24 protein-coding genes and 4 pseudogenes are annotated in these 25,239 nt (G+C 70.2%); 12 read left to right on the plus strand and 16 right to left on the minus strand.

The features are described 5' to 3' along the window. Nucleotide 1 precedes the first annotated feature (1 nt). The 4 genes and pseudogenes from OIE49_RS04590 to OIE49_RS04600 all read left to right on the plus strand — a co-directional run. On the plus strand, nt 2–1,582 hold the full coding sequence (locus OIE49_RS04590) for a 2-oxo acid dehydrogenase subunit E2 (protein ID WP_326801187.1): 1,581 nt from the start codon (nt 2–4) through the stop codon (nt 1,580–1,582). Between the two features lie 5 nt (nt 1,583–1,587). Beyond that, complete coding sequence (locus OIE49_RS04595; protein ID WP_326801188.1) at nt 1,588–1,863, plus strand: acyl carrier protein; 276 nt, start codon at nt 1,588–1,590, stop codon at nt 1,861–1,863. 454 nt (nt 1,864–2,317) lie between these two features. Beyond that, nucleotides 2,318–2,473, plus strand: a pseudogene (locus OIE49_RS37040) (IS1380 family transposase); the annotation flags it as partial. 780 nt (nt 2,474–3,253) lie between these two features. Further along, a pseudogene (locus tag OIE49_RS04600) lies at nt 3,254–3,485 on the plus strand (transposase); the annotation flags it as partial. A gap of 205 nt (nt 3,486–3,690) precedes the next feature. On the opposite strand, the gene OIE49_RS04605 reads toward OIE49_RS04600, so the two are convergent. Both OIE49_RS04605 and OIE49_RS04610 read right to left on the minus strand, forming a co-directional pair. Further along, nucleotides 3,691–4,167, minus strand: coding sequence for a TRIC cation channel family protein (locus tag OIE49_RS04605; RefSeq protein WP_326806139.1), 477 nt, complete (start codon nt 4,165–4,167; stop codon nt 3,691–3,693). Nucleotides 4,168–4,416: 249 nt separating this feature from the next. Next, nucleotides 4,417–4,992, minus strand: coding sequence for an NADPH-dependent FMN reductase (locus OIE49_RS04610; protein ID WP_326801189.1), 576 nt, complete (start codon nt 4,990–4,992; stop codon nt 4,417–4,419). Between the two features lie 348 nt (nt 4,993–5,340). Here OIE49_RS04610 and OIE49_RS04615 point away from each other — a divergent pair, with 348 nt between their 5' ends. From OIE49_RS04615 to gudD, 3 genes and pseudogenes are all read left to right on the plus strand, one after another. After that, on the plus strand, nt 5,341–5,694 hold the full coding sequence (locus OIE49_RS04615; protein WP_326801190.1) for a hypothetical protein: 354 nt from the start codon (nt 5,341–5,343) through the stop codon (nt 5,692–5,694). A gap of 26 nt (nt 5,695–5,720) precedes the next feature. Further along, a pseudogene (locus tag OIE49_RS04620) lies at nt 5,721–5,879 on the plus strand (ATP-binding SpoIIE family protein phosphatase); the annotation flags it as partial. 304 nt (nt 5,880–6,183) lie between these two features. Continuing rightward, nucleotides 6,184–6,396, plus strand: a pseudogene (gene gudD, locus OIE49_RS04625) (glucarate dehydratase); the annotation flags it as partial. Between the two features lie 322 nt (nt 6,397–6,718). On the opposite strand, the gene OIE49_RS04630 reads toward gudD, so the two are convergent. The 6 genes from OIE49_RS04630 to OIE49_RS04655 are packed head-to-tail and all read right to left on the minus strand — an operon-like array spanning nt 6,719 to nt 13,532. Then, complete coding sequence (locus OIE49_RS04630; protein WP_326801191.1) at nt 6,719–8,503, minus strand: CocE/NonD family hydrolase; 1,785 nt, start codon at nt 8,501–8,503, stop codon at nt 6,719–6,721. 18 nt (nt 8,504–8,521) lie between these two features. Then, nucleotides 8,522–9,463 carry an MBL fold metallo-hydrolase gene (locus tag OIE49_RS04635; protein ID WP_326801192.1) on the minus strand — a complete coding sequence of 314 codons (942 nt, stop codon included), beginning with the start codon at nt 9,461–9,463 and terminating at the stop codon, nt 8,522–8,524. A 34-nt stretch (nt 9,464–9,497) separates the two neighbouring features. Further along, nucleotides 9,498–10,421, minus strand: a complete 924-nt coding sequence (locus tag OIE49_RS04640; protein WP_326801193.1) for an alpha/beta hydrolase — start codon at nt 10,419–10,421, stop codon at nt 9,498–9,500. Nucleotides 10,422–10,425: 4 nt separating this feature from the next. Next, nucleotides 10,426–11,538, minus strand: coding sequence for an FAD-dependent oxidoreductase (locus tag OIE49_RS04645; RefSeq protein WP_326801194.1), 1,113 nt, complete (start codon nt 11,536–11,538; stop codon nt 10,426–10,428). A gap of 13 nt (nt 11,539–11,551) precedes the next feature. Further along, nucleotides 11,552–12,508, minus strand: a complete 957-nt coding sequence (locus tag OIE49_RS04650; protein ID WP_326801195.1) for a phosphotriesterase family protein — start codon at nt 12,506–12,508, stop codon at nt 11,552–11,554. Nucleotides 12,509–12,557: 49 nt separating this feature from the next. Then, on the minus strand, nt 12,558–13,532 hold the full coding sequence (locus tag OIE49_RS04655) for a phosphotriesterase (RefSeq protein WP_326801196.1): 975 nt from the start codon (nt 13,530–13,532) through the stop codon (nt 12,558–12,560). Nucleotides 13,533–13,776: 244 nt separating this feature from the next. Here OIE49_RS04655 and OIE49_RS04660 point away from each other — a divergent pair, with 244 nt between their 5' ends. From OIE49_RS04660 to OIE49_RS04675, 4 genes are read left to right on the plus strand one after another with little or no spacing between them, the layout of a single operon-like run. Further along, entirely contained in the window at nt 13,777–14,946 is a 1,170-nt protein-coding gene (locus OIE49_RS04660; protein ID WP_326801197.1) for a cytochrome P450, read from the plus strand. Then, a complete protein-coding gene (locus tag OIE49_RS04665; RefSeq protein WP_100572037.1) occupies nt 14,943–15,131 on the plus strand; it encodes a ferredoxin in 189 nt (62 codons plus the stop codon). Before OIE49_RS04660 ends, OIE49_RS04665 begins: the two co-directional genes overlap by 4 nt. Beyond that, complete coding sequence (locus OIE49_RS04670) at nt 15,128–16,270, plus strand: NAD(P)/FAD-dependent oxidoreductase (RefSeq protein WP_326801198.1); 1,143 nt, start codon at nt 15,128–15,130, stop codon at nt 16,268–16,270. The genes OIE49_RS04665 and OIE49_RS04670 overlap by 4 nt, the downstream gene beginning before the upstream one ends. Before the next feature lie 10 nt (nt 16,271–16,280). Next, the gene (locus tag OIE49_RS04675; protein ID WP_326801199.1) at nt 16,281–17,204 is read left to right on the plus strand and encodes a LysR family transcriptional regulator; all 924 of its coding nucleotides are present in this window, start codon (nt 16,281–16,283) and stop codon (nt 17,202–17,204) included. Between the two features lie 6 nt (nt 17,205–17,210). Here the strand turns inward: OIE49_RS04675 and OIE49_RS04680 are convergent, their stop codons facing one another. The 8 genes from OIE49_RS04680 to OIE49_RS04715 form a co-directional block, all read right to left on the minus strand. Continuing rightward, nucleotides 17,211–17,819, minus strand: a complete 609-nt coding sequence (locus OIE49_RS04680; protein ID WP_326801200.1) for a TetR/AcrR family transcriptional regulator — start codon at nt 17,817–17,819, stop codon at nt 17,211–17,213. 93 nt (nt 17,820–17,912) lie between these two features. After that, nucleotides 17,913–18,581 carry a 3-oxoacid CoA-transferase subunit B gene (locus OIE49_RS04685; RefSeq protein WP_326801201.1) on the minus strand — a complete coding sequence of 223 codons (669 nt, stop codon included), beginning with the start codon at nt 18,579–18,581 and terminating at the stop codon, nt 17,913–17,915. Continuing rightward, nucleotides 18,581–19,273, minus strand: a complete 693-nt coding sequence (locus OIE49_RS04690; protein ID WP_326801202.1) for a 3-oxoacid CoA-transferase subunit A — start codon at nt 19,271–19,273, stop codon at nt 18,581–18,583. Before OIE49_RS04690 ends, OIE49_RS04685 begins: the two co-directional genes overlap by 1 nt. Beyond that, the gene (locus tag OIE49_RS04695) at nt 19,270–20,463 is read right to left on the minus strand and encodes a thiolase family protein (protein WP_326801203.1); all 1,194 of its coding nucleotides are present in this window, start codon (nt 20,461–20,463) and stop codon (nt 19,270–19,272) included. Before OIE49_RS04695 ends, OIE49_RS04690 begins: the two co-directional genes overlap by 4 nt. Beyond that, the gene (locus OIE49_RS04700) at nt 20,460–21,713 is read right to left on the minus strand and encodes an FAD-dependent oxidoreductase (RefSeq protein WP_442812341.1); all 1,254 of its coding nucleotides are present in this window, start codon (nt 21,711–21,713) and stop codon (nt 20,460–20,462) included. The genes OIE49_RS04695 and OIE49_RS04700 overlap by 4 nt, the downstream gene beginning before the upstream one ends. A 28-nt stretch (nt 21,714–21,741) precedes the next feature. After that, a complete protein-coding gene (locus OIE49_RS04705) occupies nt 21,742–22,377 on the minus strand; it encodes a maleylpyruvate isomerase N-terminal domain-containing protein (RefSeq protein WP_326801205.1) in 636 nt (211 codons plus the stop codon). Beyond that, complete coding sequence (locus OIE49_RS04710) at nt 22,374–23,201, minus strand: fumarylacetoacetate hydrolase family protein (RefSeq protein WP_326801206.1); 828 nt, start codon at nt 23,199–23,201, stop codon at nt 22,374–22,376. The genes OIE49_RS04705 and OIE49_RS04710 overlap by 4 nt, the downstream gene beginning before the upstream one ends. A 2-nt stretch (nt 23,202–23,203) precedes the next feature. Continuing rightward, nucleotides 23,204–24,364 (minus strand): cupin domain-containing protein, encoded by a 1,161-nt coding sequence (locus tag OIE49_RS04715; protein ID WP_199836849.1) that lies wholly within the window; start codon nt 24,362–24,364, stop codon nt 23,204–23,206. Between the two features lie 69 nt (nt 24,365–24,433). Here OIE49_RS04715 and OIE49_RS04720 point away from each other — a divergent pair, with 69 nt between their 5' ends. Further along, nucleotides 24,434–25,210 carry an IclR family transcriptional regulator gene (locus OIE49_RS04720; protein WP_326806140.1) on the plus strand — a complete coding sequence of 259 codons (777 nt, stop codon included), beginning with the start codon at nt 24,434–24,436 and terminating at the stop codon, nt 25,208–25,210. Nucleotides 25,211–25,239: the final 29 nt, after the last annotated feature.

The following is a 25,239-nucleotide window of genomic DNA, read 5'->3' on the forward strand; positions in this document are numbered from 1 at the left end:
GATGGCCGCGTTTACCATGCCCTCACTCGGCGCGGACATGGACGAGGGAGTGCTGCAGGAGTGGCTCGTGACCCCTGGGGACCAGGTCCACAAGGGCGACGTTGTGGCGGTCGTGGAGACCGAAAAGGCGGCCATCGAGGTCGAGTGCTTCGAGTCCGGGACCGTGGGACGGCTGCTCGTTCCGCCGGGGACCCGGGTGGCGGTGGGGACACCGCTCGCGGTGATCGAAGGCGAGGCCGCGCCCGGTGTACGGGCGGGCGCCCCCGAGGCGCCCGCGACGGCAGGGGCCGACGCGGTCCCGCCCATGGCCGCCGAGCCGGTCGGGGTGCGTCTCCCGCAGAGGACGCCCACGCGCGCGGACACCGACGGAGAACCGGTCTCACGGCACGAACGCCCGGGACCTCCGCGCAAGGTGGCCCGGGAGTCCAGGCCCGTCCATGAGCCGGTGCGCACGGAATCCCGCGAGGAGCCGGCCAGGCAGCCCGTACGCTCGACAGGCAGTTCTGCCTCACAACCACCGCGGGAGCCGTACGCCGGGGGCGACTCGGTCATCGGGGCCGGGCCGCTCGTGCGGCATCTGGCGGTGCTGCGGGGCGTCGACCTGACGGCCCTGCACGGCACCGGGCCCGGTGGACGGATCACTCGTACCGACGTGGAGCGCGCCTCGCCGCCGCGCGCCCCCAGGGTACCGGCGACTCCGTACGCACGGCGGCTCGCCCATGATCTCGGCATCGATCTCACGGCGGTACGGGGCACCGGGGACGGCGGAGCGGTTCGAGCGGCGGACGTACGCACGGCCATGCGCGCAGGCACCCGGAGGCCCGAGGGGAATGGAGCCGAGCGGCCGGCTCAGCGTCGACGGGACGGCGAGCAGCGCGCGCACGCGATCGTACCGACCGGCACCGGCCCGGAACAGCGCACGGACGCCATGCGCCGTGCCATCGCCAACCTCATGAGCCGCTCCAAACGGGAGATCCCGCACTACTACCTGTCCACCACCATCGACCTCAAGGCGGCCGAGGACTGGCTGCGCCGCATCAACCGCGGTCGTCCGCCTGCCGGCCGCCTCGCGCCGGCGGCCCTGCTGCTGAAGGCCGCCGCGGCGGCGACGCATGAGGTCCCGGGTCTCAACGGCTACTGGCAGAACGACAGGTTCGTCCCCGGTTCCGAGGTCAACGTGGGGGTCGCGGTGTCACTCCGGCATGGCGGACTGCTCGCGCCGGTCATCCACCGCGCCGACACACTGCCGCCCGACGCCCTCATGGCCAGTCTCAAGGATCTGGTCCAGCGCGCCCGCCGGGGACGGTTGCGTGGCAGCGAGACGACCGGGGCCACCTTGACCGTCACCAGCCTGGGCGACCTCGGCGTGGAGACGGTGTTCGGTGTCATCCATCCGCCTCAGGTGGCCCTGGTGGGCTTCGGCGCGGTTGTCGAGCGGCCCTGGGCCTCGGATGGCATGCTCGGCGTGCATCCGGTGGTGACGGCGACCCTGGCCGCCGACCACCGGGCCACGGACGGTGCCGTAGGGGCACGCTACCTGACGGCGATCGGCCGATTGCTACAGAAACCGGAGGAGCTGTGAGTCGGATGAAGCCCCTGGACAACACGGAGGCCAGGACCGTGGTCGAGGAGTCGATCAGCCGGATCGTGCCTGACGCGGATTTCACCCTGGTCGGACCGGACGACAAGTTCCGTGACGTGCTCGAACTGGATTCACTCGACTTCCTCAGCCTGGTGGAGCTCCTGGCCGAGCGCACGGGAATCCGGATCGACGAGGAGGACTACCCGGAGCTGACCACCCTGTCCGATGCCACGCGGTTCCTGGTCGACCGGACGAAGGACGAGGCCGGCCCAGCCTTGTGATCGTCCGGCGTCCGTACCCGCGGAGCATGCCCCATGAAAGGACGGGAAGGGGATGCACGTCGGCCCGGGCCGGACGGCTCAGGCGGTTCGTTGCGGGTGCTCGCCTACTCGCGCTGTTCGCATCGCGGACTTACTCCCAGGCGCCCGAGAAGGCTCGCTGCGCGCCGGAGCAAGGGCGGACTGGGTCTGACCGCGGGCATACTCCGGTCCTCCAAAACCCGCGCAGGCGCCGACGATGACCAACTCCGCGGCAACTGAGCGGCGAAGACCTGGTGGCGCAGCGGATCGACGGCGTAGGCGGGCGGGTTGATCCGGGTCATCACGGTCAGCCAGGTGGGCAGTCCCTTGGCCGGACAACACCCCGGACAGGAAGAGCACGGGAAACAGCAGGAGCGGCGCGATCACACTGCTGCGCGGCCCCGGCCGCCCTTGAGCGCCTGGCCGAACAACTGGTCAGCCACGAGATGATCGACAGCTCCGTCGCCCTAAATGTGCCGGTGGCCCGCAAAGTACCCGCCTCACCTGTTTCGCCACGAACACCACAAGCCGGCCGATCGCCGAGCTGGAGCTCCGCCACCGTCTGCGAGCCCAGGCCGAGGACCACCGGCGCTTACCTAACCATCGGTCAGATCCCGGTCCCTCTGCCGCCCAGACTGGGCCGCCTCATCGGTTCTGCGTTGAGTGGTCCATCTGCGTGTCGTGCTGGTGTTGCTACAGGTAGTGTGGCGGCAGTTCGCCTTGCTCTGTCGGGCGGATGGTGTGCCGGGAAGTCTGGTCGGCGATGGACCCGTCGTGGTCCGAACCAGCAGCTGCCGTCCCGATGGAGTCTCACGATGTCGCCCCAGGAACCCACTTCTTCGTCCCCTTCCGAGTCCCGGGATTCAGCGATCTGGCAAGTTCTCGTCAGCTTCGACACGTACGCCCGCATTCGTAACGCGCGTAATGGCATCCTGCCTGCCACCCGTGTCACCCCGCAGGACGCGGATCGCGCCTTCGGCGCTCTTCAGAGGTCCATCGAACGGCTCCGGAATCTCAACCGGCAGTAATGCACAGGGCGGGCGGCCGCAACGTTCTTGGGCTGGGTGGCGGGACCGGGACGCGGTCAGATGACGCCGATGGGCTGCTCACCTCCGCGCAACGGGCCGTATGAACCTCATGGTGTACGCGGCCGGCGGTAGCTCTTTCCTCGCGGTGAGTGTGGCCCCGAGGGCCGGGCAGCTGGCCGCGATCTACTTCCTCTTGGCGGGACTCATCGCCTGCCTGGCCTCCTTCTGCGGTGCGTTCTCCACCACGGTGCCACGGACCCAAGCCGGCAAACACTCGGCAGACCGGACCACTGCTTCCTCCGATAGACCAGCCGGTCGGTGTCGCCGGTGTAGAGGAGTGTGCGGTCGAAGCCATGCTCCTGGAAGCCAAAACCGACCTGACCGCCTTCGCTGACTTCCCCGAGCGACATTGGAAGAAGATCCAGTCCACCAACCCCCTGGAACGGGTCAACCGAGAGATCAAGCGCCGCGTCGACGTCGTCCAGATCTTCCCCAACCCCGCCGCCCTCGAACGCCTCACCACCGCCGCCCTCATCGAGATGCACGACGAATGGATCGCCTTCCCCCGCAGCTACCGCCCCAAGGGCGGCATGGACTCGATCTACCCCACGACCGAAGATCCTCCCAACGCGGTTACACCACCACAGGGGACATGGCCTCAGCCCACCCGTGATGATGATTTCAGAGCCGGCCGGAGTGCGCTCGGCCCGCTACTCCGTCCGTTGCCTGGTACGGGCCGATAACCCGGGCGGCAAACGCGCGGCCACCGGCGCGGACAACGTTAAGTCCGCCAGTTCGCACCGAATGTCAACGAGCCTTGCCAGGACGGCGACCACGGAATCCTTGGGGGCATGGCTGCCCCCTTACGTGCTTCAGCATGAGCCTTCCGATCGGGCATCGGGGTCAGGACCCGCGGCCGCGCAACGCCCCCCGGACGCCAGTCGCCGCTGCCCGGCAGCCTCCGGCCCCAGGTGAGCACGGCCAGCCGCAAGGAGACTCCAACGACAATCCCGGCCAGAATGCCGAGGGTGGGCGCGCCGAACCGGCTGCACTCCACCATCACCCCGCTCACCAGCACTGCGACCGTCGCGTGTAAAGGGGTGCCGCCGAAGATGGCGGGGGTACGGACCAGCAACAGGCCCCTGATGGCACCACCGCCGACCGCCGTCATGGTGCCCAGCAGCACGGCCGACAGCCGGCCCAGGCCGACGGCTAGAGTCTTCTGCGCCCCGGCGACCGCCCAGACGCTCGGCGCCAGGTGGTCCCGCGCCTTTGTGTCACCGGCCTACGACTCCGTTGAGGAATTCCCGCGTTGGTGAGCCCGCTTCTCGAGGTGACGGCGCCGGTTTCGTGCCGCTGGCGACGCGTTCGTCGCACCTGGGCCAGCCCCCTCAGCAGGGTCAGTCGTCTTGCCGCCGCTGTGGGTAGCGTGCCCAAGGCAAGGATGCCGCCCAGTGCAGTCTGAGGCGGCCTCCGAGTCCGGTAGTTCCGGAAGACACGGAGGGCGTCACATGTTTCTAGGAGGCAACACCGCGAGCACGCGTACGATGTGATCGCGAAACTCCTCCATGAAGCGTCGCAGAAACTGTTCCGTATCACTATTGGCGACCTGGCCATCGTCCGTGAATACCTCCGGGTTGAATCTGATGTAGGCCTCGGGCGCGTTCATTTGTGGAGAGTTGCAGTAGCTGAGGACGCTGCGAAGGCTCTGCTGGGCGATGGCTGTCCCGATGGCACCGGGGGAGGCTCCGATCACCGCGGACGGTTTGTGGGTGAATGAATTGTCTCCCCAGGGGCGGCTGGCCCAGTCGATGGCGTTCTTCAGAGCGCCGGGGATTGACCGATTATATTCCGGGGTGACGAATAGAATGGCGTCGGCGGAAGAGATCGAAGTTTTGAGCCTCCTACCTTCGCTGGGAAAATCACTGTCATAGTCGTAGCTGTAGAGCGGGAGGTCGCTGATCGGGATCTCGTTAAACTCCAAATCCGGTGGGGCCAGTCGGATCAGGACCTTAGAAAGCGTGCGGTTGATTGAGTGAGTCGCCAGGCTTCCCACGATGTAGCCGACCTTGTACGTGGTCATTTCTCCTCGATTCGATGCGCGCGCCTTGCATGCTCCCGACCTCTTGCCGGAAGCAGGCGCGCTTCCTCCAAGTGCACGAAATCACGGTCGCTGGTAATTCGCCTTCCCGGCTGATCCAACCGGAGGAGCACGGGTCACGGTGCCGTTAGGGCAGCTCGATCCGGCGGGGCTTTTCGCTGTCCAGACGATCTCCGGTGTGTTCCAGGCGGAGCGCCGGCGGCGCCGCGAAGTCCGGCTTCGCCTGATCATCGGGATGCGATGGGTAAGGGGCTGACCTCATTTACTCACCTTCAAAGCGTGGTGTCGGCAGGGGCTGACGGCCCGTGATCCCTGCGGCATGCCGATTGCATGCGGTATGCGCAAGGGGGCGGACTGACCAAGGAGCGGCGGGTCTTCCACGAGAAGCTGAGGGTGGAGGCGGCCGAGCGGTTCGTCCCCGAACGCGAGCGGGGGCGCGCCGGCGTCCACGTCCTGGACGCCGTGCGGCGCTGCGTGGGACGCACCCTGGATCCAGCGGCGACCGGCGACGAGTTCGCCGGGGCCGTGGTCCCCGCGTTCGCCGACATCGCCGTCGTAGAGGTGGTGGACTGCGATGCGCGGCGACGACCCGCCGCAGGCCCCGCTGCCGCCGGGCACACCGCTGACGCGCACCGCCTCCCGCAGCGGCCACCCCCACCCTCACACCCTTCACCCAGGCCCTGACCGACCTGCGCCCCCGCCTGGTCCCTCTGGATCCCTCCGCGCCCTGGCTGCCCACCTACCGTCCGCGCGCGGATGCCATCCAGTCGGCGCAGGCCCACACCCTGCTGGTAGTGCCGCTGGCCCTGCGCGACGCGGCGCTCGGCCTGGTCAGCCTCTACCGCACGGGGAACTCGCCGCCATTCGACGAGGCCGACCAGAAACTCGCGGTGGAGGTGGCTGCCCACACCGCCCTGTCCATCGACAACGCACGGCGCTTCACCCGCGAGCACGCCATCGCCGCCACGGTCCAGCGCCGGCTACGCCTCGCGCCCGACGAACTCCTCGCCCGCCTGCAGGACACGGCAACCGAACTGGCCACTGAACGGGCCAACCTGCCGCTGGGCGACCCGCTACGCCGCGAGGCACTCACCGCGGACTGCATCTACGCCATCCACGACCCGCTGGCCGGCACCTGCGTGAGGGCGACGGCCGGCCACCTGGCCCCCGTCACGGTGCGCGGTCCGGCCCCCGCGGATCACCGACGGGGAAATCGCTGTCGACGACACACCGGGACTCGGTGTCGAGCTCGACATGGACAGGCTGCTCGCCACCCACGAGTTCTGCCTGGAGAAGCGGCTGTCAGGCCGTGACGACGCCGCCGGGATGCGCTACCTGGTAATGGACTGGGCCTTCGACGGCAAACGCCCCTGCCTGGTGCGGTGAGGTACTCTCCACTTTCGACGATGCGTTGGTCATCGCGTGGGTCGCTCGGGCGGGTGATGTGGCGTCACCTGGCCACGCTGGCTGGTGACAACAGAGAGGCATCGGCGGCGCCTTGCGTCTCCTCCGGGGTCGAGACTCTGCCCTTGCCGATCCGGTCCACCGCGGACCGGATCGGCCGATCGGCAGGATCCGGCATGGCGGACCGCTGCTGGGCCGGCGGCCGGGACGACGCGCCTGGGAGCGCGAAGGTCCGGACGCCGGTCGGGCGGAAAGGCGGGACCGGCCGCCGGGGTACGGCGGCCCCCGTGCGGCGTCGGCCTCGTCAGGAGCCGTTGCGCCGGTCTCCGCCTTCGTTGCGCGCGGAGCCCGGTCGCGTCGTGTCCGGCGCCGTGACCGTCGTGAACGGCAGCACGAGCCGGGAGGGGTGTGCGGCGTCGCGGTAGATCTTGTGGGTGACGGGGCGGCCCACCGGCAGGTGGAAGGCGTCGGGCGGCAGCAGCGCGTTGTGCGCGTCGGCCAGCGGCTCGTCGTTGGAGAGCTCCACGACCAGCTTGTGGCCCGGCAGGAACGTCGCCGCGAACGGGTAGACGCGCAGCACGTACTCCTCGATCTTCCCCGGCTCGACCGGCACCGCGCGGGTGTGCGGGTGATAGGGGTCGCCCTCGGTGGTGCGTCCCTCGTCGAGCTCGCGGTGCGAGGCCTTGAGGTAGGCGGTCGTGATGAGCTGCCGCTTGCCGCCCGGGGCCTCGTCCCACATGCGCAGGATGAAGTTGGTGTCGGGCTGGTCGATCTCCGCGAAGAGGTGCGCCGCGCCCTGGCCGATCATCTCGGTGGGCTCGGTGAACGGCTCGGTGCTCCAGCTGAGCATCTCCACCTTGTCGGTGACCGTGAGCGGCGCCTGGTAGAAGCCGTCGGGAACGGCGTGCTCGGCGCCCATGGGCTCGGGTTCGAAGGAGAGCTTGTGGCGCGGGCGGAGGTAGAGCGGCTTGTGCTCCACGTCCTTCGGCGGCCACTGGGCCCCGGTGACGTACTGGCGTGAGCCCTCGACGTGCACGGTGACGGAGGGCTCGTCCATGATCCCGTTGTCGATGCCCTTGATCCAGTAGTCGTACCAGCGGAACATCTTGTCGTGCTCTTCGATGAAGGGGCGCGACTGCATGGGCGGGTACGGTCCGATGTCCAGCTTCTTGGGGCCGTTGAGGCGGTTGAAGACCTCGATGGTGCCGTCCATCGTCCAGCCGCGGCCCTGGTCGATCTGGAGCCAGACCGGGATGTCGATGTTCGGCGCGAGGGTGACGGGGTTGCGCTCCTCGTACCACTCGCCGTCGACCTCGTTCATCACGATGTCGAACCAGGCCTCGTGGTTCTTCGGGTAGTTCAGCACGTGGACCAGGTTGGGCCAGGCGGCCACGTCCGGGTCCTGCAGGCGCTCGGCGACCCGCTTCTTGATCTCTTCGGGCGAGCAGGTCTCTAGCATGCGGGACTTGACACCGTCGGTGAAGGCCCAGCCGGAGTCGCCGCCGCGCCCCTCGCGGGCGGCGCGCGGCATGAACCACATGACGCCGCCGTGGTAGGTGGTCTCGTAGAAGTCGTAGTGGCCGCCGCTGACGAAGATCGCCTTGAGGCTCGGCGGACGCTCGGCCGCCGCCAGCACCTGCATCGAGCCGAAGTAGGAGATGCCGATCATGCCGACGTTGCCGTCGCACCACGGCTGCGCGGCGACCCACTCGATGAAGTCGTACGCGTCCTGGCCGAGCGAGACGCCACCGGCGTTGTAGTTGCCGATGTGCTCGCCCTCGGAGGCGCCTGAGCCGCGCAGGTCGCCGATTACGTGGACATAGCCCTCCTGGACGACGCGCGCGATGTCGCCGGCCTCGATGCAGCCGTCCCACATGGGGCTCGGCCGGCGCTGCGGCGGAGTCGTCAGGGCCAGGGCCTGGAGCTCCTTGCCGTACGGGCTCAAGGCCACCAGCGCGGGCCTCGGCGTGTCGTCCACACCGCTGTACGCGTCGGCCACCAGCGTGACACCGTCGCGCATCGGCACCTGGAGATCCTTGCGGACGGCGATCGACTGCTCGCCCGCGCGGATCGTGTGAAGGTCAGTCATGGGTGTGAAGCTCCTGTGTTACGCGTTCTGTTCGAGGTGCGTGCGGTAGCCGGCCATGGAGGTGAAGAACGGCGACGGCTCGAGCGCGGGGTCCCCGGTGTAACCGAGCTCCTCGGCGGCACGGGCGAACGGGGAGTACGGCGAATCCGTCTCCCGCAGGCCCGCCTCCAGGCATCCGCAGGCGGCCGCGGCGACACGGGCCTCGATGTCCAGGCTCTGGGTGATTGCCTCCTGGGCCTGCGCCTCGTCGAGCTCGACGCCGTACGGTGTGCCGTCGACGCGGCGGTATGGGTGCCCCAGGTAGAGGTGCCGCGGGCGGATCTCGTCCCGCAGGTACTCCAGACCGGCGCGGTAGGCCACCGGGTCCGTGTAGCCCGGGAAGCCGTTCGCCGCCCCGTGGACCTGGACGGCGTCTCCGGTGAACACCGAGCGCTGTCCGTCGACGACGTAGGCGACCGATCCGGGTGTGTGGCCCGGTACGGAGTGCACCGACACGGTGACATCACCGCCGAGGGACAGGGTCTCGCCGCCCTTGACCAGTAGGGACGGCTCCATCTCGCCGGAGATGACGGCCTCCGTTGCGGCCGCCACCTTCGCCTCGCCCTCGGGGGCGTCCAGGTACCGGCCCCGTCCGGCGAGGTACTCCTCGACGTGGGCCCGGCGCGAGCGGAGCATCGGTGCGTCCGCTTCGTGGATGACCACCTGGGCGCGCCGCCCGGTGAGCTCCCACAGGGCGTGCGCTCCGCCGACGTGGTCGATGTGACCGTGGGTCAGCAGGATCCAGCGCACGTCCTCGATGCGGCGTCCGATGGCCTCGAGCGCGGGAGCCATCCCTTCGGCGGGCGACGAGGCGATGCCGGTGTCGACGATCGCCGGCTCGGGTGCGTCGATGAAGAAGCTGTAGAGACCGAACCGGCCCCAGGGCGAGACCAGGGGGTGGACCGTGACTGGGTGCGTCATGCTTTCCTACTCCGCTCGTGCACGGGCCGGCCGGTCAGCTGCGGCCGAGGAAGTCGCGTGTCAGCGTGAAGACCGCGTGGTACTCCGGGATCCAGGAGAAGTGCTGGACGAACCCGTGGCCCGCTCCCCCGTACCGGCTCACCGTCGCCTCCACACCGGCTTCACGCAGCCGCTCGCCGTACAACTCCCCCTCGTCGCGCATGGGGTCGTGCTCGGCGGTGACGACCAGCGCGGGCGGCAGACCGGTGAGGTCGGTCCGCTTGATCGGCGACACCAGCGGGTCCGCGGGGTCGGCGCCGCTGTCGAGGTAGAAGGCGTTGAAGGGCTTCAGCCCCGCCGTCTCCAGGCCGTAGCCCACCGCGTTCTCCCGCAGCGACGGGTAGCGGTCGACGTCGAAGTCCAGGTCGAGCGAGGGGTAGTAGAGGATCTGGTGGGTGATCCGGTCGAAGCCGTCGTCGTGCGCCCTGGCGGCGACCGCGGCGGCGAAGGTGCCGCCGGAGCTGTCACCGGCGACGGCGAGGGTCGTACCGTCCCAGGCCAGGCCCGTACCCTCCTCGGCGACCCAGCGCACGACCGCGTAGCAGTCGTCGAGACCGGCCGGGAAGGCCGCCTCGGGTGCCAGGCGGTAGCCGACGGAGACGACCTTGAGCCCGGTCTCCTTGGCCAGTGAGCGCGCGACGTGGTCGTGGGTCTCCAGGCTGCCGAGGAAGAACGCGCCGCCGTGGAAGTAGACCAGCACACCGTAGCTGTCGGCCTCGACAGGGCTGTAGATCCGTACGGGTACCTCGCCGGCGGCCGTCTTCGCCGTCACGTCGTCGACCGCGTGGAGCGGCAGGCGCTCCTCCAGGGGGGCGACGTGCGCCTCGTCCGCGGCGCGCAGGGCGACCGGGTCGAGCGGACCCTCGGGCGGGGCGGGCAGGCTCGCGATGAATGTGGCGATCTCGGGATGCAGCGTCACGGTGTCACTCCTGCCCGGCAGCGGCGGGCTTCTGACCGGGGAAGACGTCGTTGATCTCGGCCTCGGTCCACCCCTGGCGCGAGATGCGCTGCAGCTCGTCGGTCACCGGCTTGCGGGTGGCCTGGTACAGGGCCAGCGCCTCCGTCACGGAGTCCGCCTGCCGCAGGGCGTCGGCGAGCGCGCCGCCGTCCTCGATGGCCGAGTTGGCGCCCTGGCCCTGGTGGTGCAGCATCGAGTGGGCCGCGTCGCCGACGAGGACGACGGAGTCCGAGTGCCACGTGTCGACCGGGTCGATGTCGTAGACGGCGCGGATGTTCACGGTGTTCATGTCGAGGTCGCGCGTGATGCTCACGAGGCGCTCGTCGAAGCCCTCCACCGTCTTCAGCATGTCGTCCTTCGTGACCTGCGGGTTCCAGGTGCCGTCCGGGCACAGGGCGGTGATGTCGAACGACACCTGGCCCCGGTGGCGCAGCGGCAGCAGGTAGATCTTCGTGCCCTTGCCGATGTACATCCGGAGGTTGTCGTCGACGACCATCCCGTGGGCGGCGTCGACGGGGATGACCGCGCGGTAGGCGTGCTCGCCCGAGAACACCGGGCCCTTCTCGCCGAACAGCTGCCCCCGCACCACCGACTTGATGCCGTCGGCGCCGACGACCAGGTCGGCCTCGACGGTCTTGCCGCCCGCGAAGGTGAGGACGGAGCTGTCCCCCTTGTCCTCGATGCTCTCGAGCTTGTGGCCGAGGTGCACCATGCCCTCGGGAAGGACGCCCAGAAGCGCGTCGATGAAGTCACCGCGGTGGATCAGGTGGGTATGGGTCTGTTCGCCGTCGGCCGGCCACGTCTCTTTCATGATCGGGTCACCGGTGGCCGTGAGGATCTCGAAGTACTCGCTCGGCGAGGTCACCTTCGCGATCGCGTCGAAGATCCCCCACTGGCGGAACCGGTTCATGGTGACGGGACGCAGACCGATGCCGGCGCCCACCTCCCGGATCTGGTTGGCCTGCTCGTAGACGTCGACCTCGGCGCCGAGCAGGCTCAGGGCCTTGGCCGCCGCCGCGCCGCCGTACCCCGCTCCGACGATGGCGATCTTCAGGTTCTTCAGGTCTGAGGACTGCATGGTGGTTCTCTCTTTACTTCTGAAGGGTGAGGAAGTCGGCCGGGTTGTCGACGAAGATCGTCTCGATGGCGGCCTCGTCGAGACCGGCGGCGCGGAGGTCCGGGATGAGGTCCTCGAAGATGTAGTTGACGGTGTGGCCCTCGACGCCCGGCCAGCCCAGCGGGCTGCAGTTGGCGTCGGCGGAGGCGAGGACCTGCTTGAGCCGCCGGCCCCCGTCGATGAACCGCATGAAGTGGTCCAGCCGCTCCTTGCGGGGGCGGGCCCAGAACGGCGGGTCGGGCAGCTCGGTCTCGTAGCCGAAGGTGTCGAAGCCGATGCGGCCGCCCTTCTCCGCGATCCAGACGTCGCGCGTCTTGTCGGCGTTCACGCCGTCGTCGACGTGCCCGAACAGGACGCGGTCCAGCGGCAGGCCCTCCTCGTCGAAGATGGCGATCGCGTTCTCGGCGTCGATCGCGAGGTGGGTCAGGATCGGCACGCCCGTGGTGAGCGAGGCGCGGGCCGCGGCGCGGTAGATCCGCTTGTCCAGGTCCGTCATGCGGCCGCCACGGCTGACACCGACCTTGATGACACCGGCGAGGCCGCCGGTGCTGCCGATGCCGACGGTGATCTCGTGGACGAACTGCCGCATCAGGTAGTCCACGTCGGCGTTCGCGAAGTGCGGCAGGGCGGTGTCGCCGCCGACGAAACCGGTGCAGGCGACGATGTGGACGCCGGTCTTCGCGGACAGCGACTTGTAGTAGTCGACGTCACGGCCGTTGCAGATGCCGGTCGCGTCGACGAAGGTGCCGCCGCCGTACTCGTGGAACGCGCGCAGCTTCGGAACGGTCTCCTCGTACCGCTGCTCGGGGGTCTTCCACCACTTGGTGTCCAGTTCGGAGCCGGGCATGCCGTACCCGATGTGCTCGTGGACCGCGACGAGTCCCAGCTCCTCGGCCGGGACCGGCCCCAGGACCGTGTTCACTCTCGACACAACACTCACCTTTGAGTAAGAGACTTGATGGTCGTTCGTGCCGGCGCGCTCAGCGCACCGACAGCAGGTCGCGCGGGTTCTCCACGAGAATCCGCCGCGCGTCCTCGTCGCTGAGACCCTGTGTCTTCAGGAGCGGGACGAAGCTGGTCAGGACATGGCTGTACGGCAGGTCGTTGCCGGGGTGGCCCTTCGCCACCCCGGTCGCGCTGCTCGAGAGCAGGATCCGGTTGCCGAGGCCGGCCCGCACGAGGTCGGCGACCAGGGCGGCGCGCTCGGCGTCGGTGACGTGTTCCCCGTCCTCCACGCCGACGTGGTCGAGGGCGACGTAGGCGCCTCGCCGGGCGACCTCCAGGGGTGCTCCGGCGGCGACGGCGTCCTTGCGGTCGAGTCCGCCGACGACGACACGGTCGGCCGCCAGCTTCTCGTCCAGGACGACGTCCAGGTCGTGCGGGGCGTCGCGCCCGTAGCGGATGGAGACCGCGACGCCGGTACTCAGAGCGGTCCGGGCCGCACCCCGGAACAGGCTCTCGTCGGTCGCGGTCATGCCCTCGCGGGTCGCGGTGGTGGCCACCAGGCCCGCCGCGCCGCGGCGCTCGACCCGCGGGACCACCATGCCCTCAGTGACCTCCTTGGTGAAGAGGTCGGCGAACTTCTCGGCCGGCCACGGCGTCGGCGGGTTGGTCTGCGGCGTGAGGAAGTAACCGCCGAGCAACTCCTCGGGACCCTGACCCGTCGACGCGACGATGTGCACGCCGGTCGTACGGGCGAGGGTCTCGTACAGCCGGACGTCCCGGCCGTGGAACATGCCGGTGCTGTCGACGATCGTGCCGCCGCCGTGGGCGCGGAAGTCCTTCAGCTTCGCAGCGAGGGTCTCGAAGATCTCGGCGCGGTCGATGGTGATGTCGAAGGCGTGCTCGGCGCCTGGCACCACCGACAGCAGCGCCTCATGGACCGAGACGACACCCAGCTCGGTGGCCGGCACCGGGCCCAGGACGGTGTTCACGGTGTTGCTCTCGACGCTCATGCCTTGCCTCACATGTCCGGTGTGGGGTGCCCGCGCACCCTGTGGCTGCGGTCACGGTAGCCATTCGCTTTACATGGAGTCAATGAAACGAACACCACGAAAAAACAATTCGCCAAGGGTTGCGCGAATGTGACCGATCCCCTTGCCGGGTATTGTCGAGCGCATGACACATGCAGATCGTGCATGTCGTGGCATGTAAAGCATTCACTTGTTCGATATCAGGTCGGACACTTCACTGTGGGGCATGAACACCCCGCCTACCTCCGACGTCGACCTCTTCGCCGACGAAGTCCTCGATCCTTACCCCGTCTACGCCGAACTCCGGGAACGGGGCCCCGTCGTCCACCTCCCGGAGAACGACGTCTACGCGCTGACGCGGTACGACGTCGTCCGTGGCGCCCTCGCCGACTGGGAGTCGTTCTCCTCGGCCTCGATCGCCTTCAATCCGATGGCCAACGAGGCGCTCACCGGCACCTCGCTGGCGTCCGACCCGCCCGTGCACACCCAGCTGCGCGCCACGCTCACCGAGAACCTCTCCCCGCGTGCGCTGCGCGGTCTCAAGGCCGGGATCGAGACGAAGGCGGACGCTCTCGTCGCCGCGCTCGTCGAGAAGGGCTCCTTCGAGGCCATCGACGCGCTCGCCCGGGCCTTCCCGCTGGAGGTCGTCGCGGACCTGATCGGCTTCACCGGTCACGTACGCGACAACATGCTCCGCTGGGGACAGGCCGCCATGCAGGTCCTCGGCCCCATGAACCAGCGCACGGCCGAGAACTTCCCCGTCGCCGGCGAGCTCTACGCCTGGTGCTCCCAGGTCGAGGCCGACGACCTCGCGGAGGGGTCCGTGGGCCGCGGCATCTTCGAGGCCGAGGCCCGCGGCGCCATCCCTGCGGACACGGCCGGCCACATCATCCACCAGTACCTCGGGGCCGGCGTCGACACCACCATCGCGGCGATCGGAAACATCGTCGCTCTCTTCGCCCGGCATCCCGACCAGCTCGCCCTGGTCCGCGAGAACCCGTCGCTGGTCCCCGCGGCGTTCAACGAGGTACTGCGCTTCTGGGCTCCCGTCCACGCCTGGGGCCGACGCGTCACGAAGGACGTCACGATCGAAGGGGCGGTCGTCCCGGCGGGCGCACAGGTCGCGATCCTGTTCGGCGCCGGCAACCGCGACCCCCGGCACTACGAGAACCCGGACGCCTTCCTCGTCGAGCGCAATCCGGTCGACCACCTGTCGTTCGGCTACGGCCCCCACGGCTGCGCCGGCCAGGGGCTCGCCCGCCTGGAGGCCCACGCCGTGATCGAGGCGCTCTCCCGGCGTGTCGAGCGCCTCGTCGCCGGACCCGAGGTCCGCGTCCCCAGCAACACCACCCGGAGCATCGAGGAGCTCCCCGTCCTGGAGGTGATCCCCGCATGAAGATCGTCCTTGACCGCCCCCGCTGTGAGGGCCACGGGCTGTGCGAGGAGGCCGCGCCGCAGCTCATGCACCTCGACGACGAGGGCGAACTGGTCCTGGACCGCGAGGAGGTCGGTGAGGCCGACGCCGCCCTGGCGAACGCCGCCGTCCGTGTGTGCCCGGTCGCGGCGCTGAGGGTCGTATGAGCGCCGGCACCCTGAAGCGCGTCGTCGTCGTCGGCAACGGGATCGCCGGGCTCACCGCGGCCGACACCCTCCGCGAGGCCGGCTTCGACGGCGAGCTGACCATCGTCGGCGACGAACAGCACCCGGCATACAGCCGCCCGGCCCTGTCGAAGTCGCTCCTGCTCGACGGTGACGACACGTCGTCGCACGAGCTGCCGCCGGCCGGCCACGGGGCGAGCGAACTGCTGGGCGTACGGGCGACCGGCCTCGACCTCGACCGCCGGCTCGTCATGCTCGACGACGGTACGGCGCTACCGTACGACCGCGTCGTTCTGGCCACCGGTTCCCGGGCGCGACGTCTCTCCGATCTGCCCGGGGAAGTCACCCTGCGCGGACTCGACGACGCGCTCTCCCTGCGCGGCCGGCTGGCGACCGGGCCGTCGGTCGTCGTGGTGGGCGGCGGCCCACTCGGCATGGAGATCGCGTCCGGATGTCTGGCCGGCGGCTGCAAGGTCACGCTCGTCTCCCAGGGCGCGCCGCTGATTCTCCAGCTCGGCCCGTATCTCGCCGACGTGTTCGTCAAGGCCGCCCTGGGCCAGGGTCTCACCGTCGTGGAGACCGCGGCCGCCCGGCTCGAGGGGAGCGACGGAAGCACCCGGGTCGTCCTCGACGAGGGCGGGGTTCTCGAGGCCGAGGTGATCCTGACCGCCGCCGGCGACGTTCCCAACACCGAGTGGCTCGCCGAATCGGGACTCATCGCCAAGGGCGCCATCCCGGTCGACGAGCGCGGTCTCGTCCGCCCCGACGTGGCGGCTGTCGGCGATCTCGCGGCCTTCCCCACCCCGCAGGGACTGCGCCGCATCCCTCTGTGGAGCAGCGCGATCGAGCAGGCGAAGGTCGCGGCGCGGGCACTCGTCCGCGGCGACGAGGCTCCGCCGCTGCAGTTTCAGCCGTACTTCTGGACGGAGCAGTTCGGACTGAGTCTGAAGGCGGTGGGCAACCTGCCGGTTGAAGGGGAGCCGGAGTACGTCGAGGGACGGCCTGGCGGCGGTCCGGCGCTGATGCGCTGGTCGCAAGAGGACGGCACCGGTGACGCCGTGGCGCTCAACTACCGGATCCCGATCCCCCGGCTGCGCCGGATGACCCGGACGGCCACGTAGGGTTCGCCGCATGAGCACAGAGGATCGGGACACCACGGGTTCGGGCCTGGACCGGCTGGCCTCGGTCAACCTGAACCTGCTGGTGCCCCTCCTCGCGCTCCTCGAGGAGCGTTCGGTGACCAGGGCCGCGGAGCGGGTCGGTCTGTCCCAGCCGGCCATGAGCCACGCCCTGACGAGAATGCGGCGCATGCTGGGGGACGACCTCGTCGTCCGGCAAGGGAGCGGGGTCACGCTGACACCGCGCGCACTGGAGTTGGTGGGGCCGCTGCGCAGTGCCCTGCAGCAGACGGCACGCATCGTGAACTTCCCCCTCTTCGACCCCGCGACGGACCGGCGGGTCATCACGGTCGCCATGACGAACAGCACGGCGTTCGTCGTGGGGCCCCGGCTGACCCGGCTCGTCACCGAGCGCGCTCCGCACGCCACGCTGCGACTGCGGACGATCACAGTGCCGACCGAGGCGACCTTCACCGATCAGGGCGTCGACGTCGTGCTGATCTCCGAGGGGCACTTCTCGCCGTATCCGCGCGAGCGCCTGTACGACGACCGCTGTGTGGTGGTGGCCTCACCGGACACCCCACCGGACGTCGGCGCGCTCGAACTCCTGACGACACAGCCGCACATCGTCGTCGACACCGACCGGCGGGTCTTTCCCTACTCCGTGCTGGAGGACAAGGGCATCCCCTACCGGGTGGGCCAGCTGAGCTCCGACTTCCTGCTGGTGCCCTTCCTGGTCGCCCGCGCGGGCGGCGTCGCCCTCCTGCGCTACCGGGTCGCCACCGCCATGCGCACGCTCGCCGACGTGCGGATCGAGGAGTTCCCCTTCCCGCTTCCCGGACTCGGGATCGACATGGTCTGGAACCCCCGGCTGGCCGATCAGGACTTCATCGAGTGGCTCCGGGCGCTGCTCTTCGACGTCGCGGCGGGGCTCTGACCCCGGTCAGCTCAGCAGCCGCACCCAGCTGGCACCGAGCTCGTCGAGCATCTGGTCGCGCGTGATCTTCCAGTCGGCACCGTCCCAGTGCTGGGCGACATAGTCGAGCTGGGACATGGCGAGAACGCCCCGGAAGTGGCGTTGGTGGGGTTCGAGGCGCCCGGCCGCGGTCAGCCCGTCCTCGATGTCGCTGATGGCCTCCTCCAGCCACCGCTCGACCAGGTCGGGGAGTTCCGGATCGATCACCGCGGCGTCGCGGCCGATGCGGATGATCGGCCGGATGGCCGGCCAGCTCTCGGCGGTCCGCCGCAGCCACGCCATGATCGCCTCCGGCGTCCCCTCGGCGACGGTGGCCACCAGATCCCGCGCCGTGGAACCGTGTTCGGGAGAGCGGACGCGCTGCAGCACCTCGTTGAGCTGCTCGTCGATCAGTGCCCTCATCAGGTCACTGCGCGAGGGGAAGTACGCGTAGAAGGTCACGCGCGTGGTGCCCGCGGCGGTCGCGATGTCGTCGACCGTGGTGGCTGCGTACCCCTTCGTCTTGAACAGCTCGAGTCCCGACTCCAGCAGCAGACGGCGGGTCATCTGCTTCTGTGCCTCACGAAGGTTCGCCATGCCCGAGATCCTAACGCCGTCTCTGCATGGCGAACGCACACACCGGACTTTCACTTTACATGCCATTCGCGATCTTTATCTGACGTAATGGCTTCAGACGTGCAACTGCACGGAGAGCCGCTCCCTCAGTTCCGCCACCGTGATGCCGTACGTCTCCAGGACCCGGACCCCGTCCGGGCCGACGGCCAGGACGCCGTGGTCGGTGTAGACGCGGTGGACACAGCCGGGTCCGGTGAGCGGGTACGTGCACGCGGGGACCAGTTTGGGGGCGCCGTCCCGGGTGAACAGCTTCATCATCACCAGGACCTGCCGTGCTCCGACGGCGAGGTCCATCGCTCCGCCCACGGCGGGGATGGCGTCGGGGTCACCGGTGTGCCAGTTGGCCAGGTCACCGTGCTGGGACACCTGGAACGCCCCGAGGACGCACACGTCCAGGTGACCGCCGCGCATCATCGCGAAGGAGTCGGCGTGGTGGAAGTACGCCGCCCCCGGCAGCTCGGTGACCGGCACCTTCCCGGCGTTGGTGAGATCGGGGTCGATCTCGTCGCCGGTCGCGGCCGGGCCCATGCCGAGCATGCCGTTCTCGGTGTGCAGCACGATCCCCGCGTCCGGCGACAGGTGCTCGGCGATCCGGGTCGGCTGCCCGATGCCGAGGTTGACGTACGAGCCGGCCGGGATGTCGCGGGCGATGCGGGCGGCGAGTTCGTCGGTGGTGAGCGGGCCCCGGCCGGTGTGCTCCACGGTGGTGGCTGCGGTCGTCATCAGCGGGCTCCTTGCACGGTCAGTCGGCGGGCCTCGGCCCGCACCAGGCGGTCGACGTAGATGCCTGGGGTGACCACGGTCTCCGGGTCGATCTCCCCGACGGGCACGATCTCGGTGACCTGGGCGACGACCGTGCCGGCCGCGGTGGCCATGACGGGGCCGAAGTTCCGGGCGGTCTTGCGGTAGACGAGATTGCCCACGCTGTCCGCCCGGTGCGCCGAGATCAAAGCCACGTCGCCCTTGATCGGGTACTCCAGGACGTGGACGCGTCCGCCGATTTCCCGGGTCTCCCTGCCCTGCGCCAGCGGGGTGCCGACGCCGACCGGGCTGTAGAAGGCGCCGATGCCCGCCCCTGCGGCCCGCATCCGCTCGGCGAGGGTGCCTTGCGGTACGACCTCCAGCTCGACCCGGCCGGCCCGGTACAGGCCGTCGAAGACGTAGGAGTCGCTCTGCCGGGGAAAGGAGCAGATCACCTTGCGCACCCGGCCGGCCTTCAGCAGCGCGGCCAGGCCCACGTCCCCGTTGCCGGCGTTGTTGGACACCACGGTCAGGTCGCCGGCGCCCTGCCGGATGAGGGCGTCGATGAGGTCGAACGGCATGCCCGCCAGACCGAATCCGCCCACCAGGACCGTCGAGCCGTCCTCGATGCCCGCCACGGCCTCGTCGGCAGTGGCGGCGATGGTCGTGGTCATCCCTTGCTCACCTCGTCGGTCACGTTCTCCAGGACCATGGCGAGGGCCTGGCCCACGCCGATGCAGATGGCCGCGACGCCCCAGCGCTGTCGCCGCTCGCGCAGCACCTTGGCCAGGGTCCCGAGGAGCCGGCCGCCGGAGGCGCCCAGCGGGTGTCCGAGCGCGATGGCGCCGCCCCGGGTGTTCACGATCTCCGGGTCGACGCCCCAGGCGTCCACGCAGGCGAGCGACTGGACCGCGAACGCCTCGTTGAGCTCGACCGCGCCGACGTCGCCCCAGCCGATCCCGGCCCGGCGCAGCGCCTTCTCGGCCGCCTCCACCGGGGCGAAGCCGAACATCTGCGGCTCGACCGCGTGCACGCCGCGCCCGGCGACGCGGGCGACAGGGGCCAGCCCGATCCGGCCGGCCGCCGCCCCGGTCCCCAGCAGCACGGCCGACGCCCCGTCGCTCAGCGGGGAGGCGTTGCCGGCCGTGATCGTCCCGTCCGGGCGGAACGACGGTGTCAGTGCTGACAGCTTCGTGGGGTCGGTGCCGGGGCGGATGCCCTCGTCGCGGGCGAGGTCCTCCGTCGGGAGGACCAGGTCGTCGTAGAAGCCGTCGTCCCAGGCGGCGGCCGCGAGCCGGTGCGAGCGCACCGCGAACTCGTCCTGCCGCTCACGGGAGATCGAGAACTTCTCCTGGAGCAGTTCGTTGCTCTCCCCCAGCGAGACCGTCCACTCCTTGGGCATCGCCGGGTTGACCAGCCGCCAGCCCAGGGTGGTGGAGACGGCGGTGACATCGCGGGCGGGGTAGGCCCGGTCCGGTTTGGGCAACACCCAGGGTGCCCGGGTCATGGACTCCACGCCGCCGGCGACGACGACATCCGCGTCGCCGGACTCCAGGGTGCGCGAGGCGATGATCGCCGCGTCCAGACTGGAGCCGCACAGCCGGTTCACGGTGGTGGCGGGGACGCTCACCGGCAGACCCGCCAGCAGCACCGCCATCCGGCCGACGTTGCGGTTGTCCTCACCGGCGCCGTTGGCGTTGCCCCACACCACGTCTCCGATCGCGGCGTGGTCCAGGCCGGGCACCTTGGCGAGCAGGCCGGTCAGCGCGGTGGCGGCGAGGTCGTCGGGGCGCGCCCCGGCGAGGGCCCCGTTGAACCGGCCGAACGGGGTGCGGGCCGCCGCGTACAGGTAGGCGTCGCTCATGCCGCGTCACCCGCGAGCACCGATTCCCCGACGGCCGCCGAGGACAGCGGAACCGGCGTGAACATCTCCGGCTCCTCGTCCGGCGTCAGCGCGGTCGGCCCGTACAGCCAGTCGGTGAACGCGTAGTCGTACGTGTCGCGGACGCGCAGCAGCACATTGCGCTGCTCGCGGGCGACACCGTCGAGGTGCCACAGCTCGCCCCACTTGCGGGAGGTGGTCAGCACGCGGCGGCAGTGCTCCGGGCGGACGGCCTCGTAGGCGGCGAGCGCGGTGCTCCAGTCGACCGTGCCGTCCTCGGCACGGTTGCGGGCGACGTGCTCGCCCAGCACCCAGCCGTCCTCGATCGCCATGATCGCGCCCTGTGCGATGTACTGCAGCGGTGGGTGCGCGGAGTCACCGAGCAGCGCGATCCGGCCGTGGACCCAGTTCATGATCGGGTCGCGGTCGAACATCCGCCACCACTTGTCCCGCCACATGAACAGCAGACCCTCCCGGACGAAGTCGGAGGTCTTGGCGAAGGCGGCGTCGAGCTCGTCGGGCGTGCCCCAGTCCTCCTGCCCGGCCAGCGCCTTGGGCGACTCGAAGACCGCGACCTGGTTGAGCATCTCGCCGCCGCGCAGGCCGTAGTGGACGAAGTGGCAGCCGGGGCCGACGTACACCACGACCTCGCTGAGGTCGACGGCCTTCACCCGCGGCTGCTCGGCAGGCACGGTGCCGCGGTAGGCGACGTACGCCGAGGAGACGGGCTGGTCGTCGACGAACAGCTTGCGGGCCGGAGAGTGCAGGCCGTCGGCCGCGATCACCATGCCCGCTTCGTGGGTCTCGCCGGAGGCGACGGTCACACGGGCGCCCCCGTCGGTGTTCTCGTACGAGGTCACGCGTGCGTCGTTGATCAGCTCGACACCGGCGCGTTCGCAGGCACGCAGCAGGAGGCCGTGCAGGTCGCTGCGATGGATGACGAGGTACGGGTAGCCGTAGCGCTTCTCCAGGTCGCGCAGGTCGAGCCGGGTCAGCTCGTCGCCGTCGACGGCGTCGCGCATGACCATCGCGTCCGGGACGACGCCGAGGCGCTTGGCCTCCTCCAGGAGACCGTAGTCGTCGAGGATGCGGGTGCAGTTGGGGGCGAGCTGGATGCCGGCGCCGACCTCGCCGAAGGCGGGGGCGCTCTCCAGCAGGCGGACGCTCTGGCCCTGGCGGGTCAGCGAGAACGCGACGCCGAGGCCGCCGATGCCGCCGCCGACGACGATCACATCAGGGTGGGACATGGGATGCACTCCTCTACAGCCACGGGCCGAGCTCGGGGGCGTCGGCGAGCAAGTGGGGACGGCCGGCCAGCCAGGCGGCGACCTCGGGCAGGGGGCCGTCGGGGAGCTCGGTCAGCCCGCGTTTGGCGCTGATCTCGGCGACCAGGGCGGTCAGGAATCCCTTCGGGAGGTCGGCGAAGGTGACGACGCCGGCGCCGAGGTCGACGGCGTGGACGCACACCTCGCGGGCGCGCATCCACGGGAGTTCGGTGGCGGGGACAGTGCGGCCCTGGGCGGTGACGACCTTTTGCTGCCACTGCTCGTCGGTGAGCCCGTCCAGTCCCTCCGCGAGCCGGTGCGCGGAGGTGGTCAGCCAGGATCGGAGCTGGTCGGCCGACAGGGCCGGGCCCTTGGCGATACCGGCGGCGCGCTCCTCGGCGGAGGCGTACATCGGCGTCTCCTCGCCGGTGGCCGCCCAGTGCACCAGGTTGCACAGGGCGTCGGCGTTGGCGGCGACGTGCGCCACGACGTGCCCCCGGGTCCACTCCGGCAGCACGCTCGGGGCCGAGAAGCCGGCCTCGTCGAGGCCCGCGACGGCGTCGAGCATCAGCTCGGTGCCCGTGCGGGCCCACGCGCGCGCGTCGGCGAAGGTCCGCGTGACCTCGGTCATTCCGCGACCACCTTGTTGGTGCAGGCGCCCAGGCCGGCGATCTCGGTGACCACGGTCTGGCCGGGGAGCAGGAAGACCTTCGGGTCGCGGGCGTTGCCCACGCCCGCCGGGGTGCCGGTGGCGATGATGTCGCCCGGACGCAGGGTGATGACGGTGGAGATGTACTGCACCAGGAAGACCGGGTCGAACAGCAACGTTCCGGTGTCGTCCTGCTGCATGACCTGGCCGTCGACGACCGTCTTCACTTCGAGCGCGGGGCGGACGCCGCCGACCTCGTCGGGGGTGACGACGTAGGGGCCGACCGGAGTGGAGGCCTCCCAGATCTTGCCCTGGGTCCACTCGATGGTACGGAACTGCCAGTCGCGCACCGAGATGTCGTTCATGACGGTGAAGCCGGCGATGGCGTCGGCGGCCTGCTGCTCGTCGGCGCGGCGCACCTGCTTGCCGATCACGACGGCCAGCTCGACCTCCCAGTCGAGTGCGTCGGTCTCGGCCGGCTTGACGATGTGGTCGTGCGCGCCCAGCAGGGTGTCGGCGAACTTCGGGAAGAGCGTCGGGTGACTCGGCAGATCCCGGCCCATCTCCTTGATGTGGTTGGTGTAGTTGTGGCCGACGCAGACGACCTTGGAGGGGTTCGGGACGACCGGCGCGAAGTCCGCCGCCTCGGCCGGGTAGGTGGTGCCGGACGCTGCGGCGGCCCTGGCCTGCCAGCCGTCCTCGGCGAACAGCTCGCCCAGGTCGGCGTACCCGAGGTCGACCAGGAGGTCTCCGTCGAGGCGGACCGCCCGGGTGCCGTCGGCGGTGCGGATGGTGGCGAGCTTCATGGTCAGGCGTCCTTCTGGGTGCGGTTGAGCCGGAGCGCCTCGAAGACGGGCGCGTCGGAGAAGCGGAAGAGGTCGAGGGCTCCCTCGTCGGAGTCGGTGGCGCCGGCCTCGGACCTGGCGGCGAACGGTTCCCAGGACGGGACGACGAACAGGTCGCCGCGGGTGACCGTCCAGGACGTGTCGCCGACGGTCACCAGGCCGGAGCCGTCGAAGACCTGGTAGACCGACGAACCGGTCTCGCGCACCGGCGCGGTCTCGGCGCCGCGGGCGATGCGGTGGAACTCGGCGCGGACGGTCGGCAGGACGTCGGAGCCGTCGTGCGGGTTGGAGTAGCGCACCGCGGCGTGGCCGGGTTCGACGGTGCCGCCGAAGCCCTCCTTCTCCAGCAGCAGCTGGTCCCGCAGGGCCGCGTTGGTGTACTCCCACTTGTACGACAGCAGCGGGCTGCCCGGCGTGGCGGGTACTGCCGACAGCGGGCGCAGGCCCGGATGACCCCACAGGCGCTCGGAGCGCGACCGCACGGGGGTGATCCGCTCGGCGTCGCTGATCTCGTCGCGGCCGAACTCGAAGAACTGCGCCTCGGTGACGTACTGGAAGGGGATGTCCAGACCGTCGATCCAGGCCATCGGCTCGGAGGTCGCGTTGTGGTGGGCGTGCCAGTTCCAGCCCGCCTGCGGGAGGAAGTCACCGCGGTTCATCGGCACCGGGTCGCCGCCGACGACCGTCCACACGCCCGAACCCTCGACGACGAAGCGGAAGGCGTGCTGGGTGTGGCGGTGCTCGGGGGCGTCCTCGCCGGGCATGAGGTACTGGATGGCCGCCCACAGCGTCGGCGTGGCGAAGGGCCTGCCGCCGAGGGAGGGGTTGGCCAGCGCGATGGCCCGGCGCTCACCGCCCCGGCCGACCGGCACCAGGCCGCCGGCCCGGTCCGCAAGCTCCCGCAGCCTCTCCCAGCGCCACAGGTGCGGCACGGCACGCGAGCGCGGGTGGGCCGGCATCAGGTCGCCGATCTCGGTCCACAGCGGGACGAGCAGTTCCTGTTCGAAGCCCCGGTAAAGCTCTTCGAGCGCCGGGGTGACCTCGGGCTGCCCCTCCGCGGCGACAGCCTGGAGCCGGACCGGGGAACCCGTGGCGGTGTCTTGGGCTATGGAGGTCTCAGTCACGGCATCAGCGTGCGCCGCGTCTGGTGAGGGAACATGGAGATTCTGGAGAGCAGAATCAGGGGACGCGCCATGGACAAGCCGCTGAAGACACCGCCGCCCTACCCGATCGCCAGCGTGGACCACGCGCTGCGGGCGGCGACCATCCTGCAGATGGAGGGCGGCACGACCGTCTCGCAGATCGCCGAGCGGCTGGGCGTCGCTCGGTCCACCGCCCACCGGATCCTGGCGATGCTGGTCTACCGGGACTTCGCCGTGCAGGACGAGGACCGCCTCTACCGCGCGGGACCGGTGCTGGAACTCGCCGCGCACTCCCAGTCCCTGGTCTCACGGCTGCGTGCGGCGGCCCTGCCCCACCTGCACCGGGTCGTCGATCTGCTCGACGAGACCGCGAACCTGACGGTGCGCACCGGGGACACGGCCCGGTTCATCGCCAGCGTCGAGTGCCGGCAGGCCCTGCGGGTCGGCTCCCGGGAGGGCATGGTGTTCCCGGCGCACCGCACCACGGCGGGACTGCTCCTGCTCGCCGAACTCTCCGACGAGGAACTGGACGAGGTGTACGCCCCCGAGCGCTACCGCGACCGTCCGGCCGACCGACCGGACCTCGCCCGCCTGCACACGGAGCTGAAACGGCTGCGGCGCAACGGGTTCGCCGTCAACAAGGAACGGTCCGAGCGGGGTCTGATCGCCGTCGGCGTACCGGTACGTGATCGGGACGGGACCGCGCTGGCCGGCCTGTCGGTGTCGATGCCCACCGTGCGCTACGACCCGCACCGCCTGCAGCCCCTGGTGGCCACTCTGGACGCCGCCGCGCGCGCCCTGGAGACGGACCTGGCCGAGCGGTTCTGAGCCCCCGGCTCGCCTTACATCAAGACTGC

Source organism: Streptomyces sp. NBC_01788 (assembly GCF_035917575.1).
Taxonomy (GTDB): Bacteria; Actinomycetota; Actinomycetes; order Streptomycetales; family Streptomycetaceae; genus Streptomyces.

Bases quoted from the DNA above. Each gene is read 5' to 3' on its own strand.
- OIE49_RS04710 (WP_326801206.1), bottom strand. From the start codon at position 23,201: ATGAAGCTCGCCACCATCCGCACCGCCGACGGCACCCGGGCGGTCCGC.
- OIE49_RS04590 (WP_326801187.1), top strand. From the start codon at position 2: ATGGCCGCGTTTACCATGCCCTCACTCGGCGCGGACATGGACGAGGGA.
- OIE49_RS04695 (WP_326801203.1), bottom strand. From the start codon at position 20,463: ATGAGCGACGCCTACCTGTACGCGGCGGCCCGCACCCCGTTCGGCCGG.
- OIE49_RS04675 (WP_326801199.1), top strand. From the start codon at position 16,281: ATGAGCACAGAGGATCGGGACACCACGGGTTCGGGCCTGGACCGGCTG.
- OIE49_RS04630 (WP_326801191.1), bottom strand. From the start codon at position 8,503: ATGACTGACCTTCACACGATCCGCGCGGGCGAGCAGTCGATCGCCGTC.
- OIE49_RS04660 (WP_326801197.1), top strand. From the start codon at position 13,777: ATGAACACCCCGCCTACCTCCGACGTCGACCTCTTCGCCGACGAAGTC.
- OIE49_RS04665 (WP_100572037.1), top strand. From the start codon at position 14,943: ATGAAGATCGTCCTTGACCGCCCCCGCTGTGAGGGCCACGGGCTGTGC.
- OIE49_RS04680 (WP_326801200.1), bottom strand. From the start codon at position 17,819: ATGGCGAACCTTCGTGAGGCACAGAAGCAGATGACCCGCCGTCTGCTG.
- OIE49_RS04645 (WP_326801194.1), bottom strand. From the start codon at position 11,538: ATGCAGTCCTCAGACCTGAAGAACCTGAAGATCGCCATCGTCGGAGCG.
- OIE49_RS04610 (WP_326801189.1), bottom strand. From the start codon at position 4,992: ATGACCACGTACAAGGTCGGCTACATCGTGGGAAGCCTGGCGACTCAC.
- OIE49_RS04705 (WP_326801205.1), bottom strand. From the start codon at position 22,377: ATGACCGAGGTCACGCGGACCTTCGCCGACGCGCGCGCGTGGGCCCGC.
- OIE49_RS04720 (WP_326806140.1), top strand. From the start codon at position 24,434: ATGGACAAGCCGCTGAAGACACCGCCGCCCTACCCGATCGCCAGCGTG.
- OIE49_RS04655 (WP_326801196.1), bottom strand. From the start codon at position 13,532: ATGAGCGTCGAGAGCAACACCGTGAACACCGTCCTGGGCCCGGTGCCG.
- OIE49_RS04690 (WP_326801202.1), bottom strand. From the start codon at position 19,273: ATGACCACGACCATCGCCGCCACTGCCGACGAGGCCGTGGCGGGCATC.
- OIE49_RS04670 (WP_326801198.1), top strand. From the start codon at position 15,128: ATGAGCGCCGGCACCCTGAAGCGCGTCGTCGTCGTCGGCAACGGGATC.
- OIE49_RS04685 (WP_326801201.1), bottom strand. From the start codon at position 18,581: ATGACGACCGCAGCCACCACCGTGGAGCACACCGGCCGGGGCCCGCTC.
- OIE49_RS04595 (WP_326801188.1), top strand. From the start codon at position 1,588: ATGAAGCCCCTGGACAACACGGAGGCCAGGACCGTGGTCGAGGAGTCG.
- OIE49_RS04635 (WP_326801192.1), bottom strand. From the start codon at position 9,463: ATGACGCACCCAGTCACGGTCCACCCCCTGGTCTCGCCCTGGGGCCGG.
- OIE49_RS04615 (WP_326801190.1), top strand. From the start codon at position 5,341: ATGCGGTATGCGCAAGGGGGCGGACTGACCAAGGAGCGGCGGGTCTTC.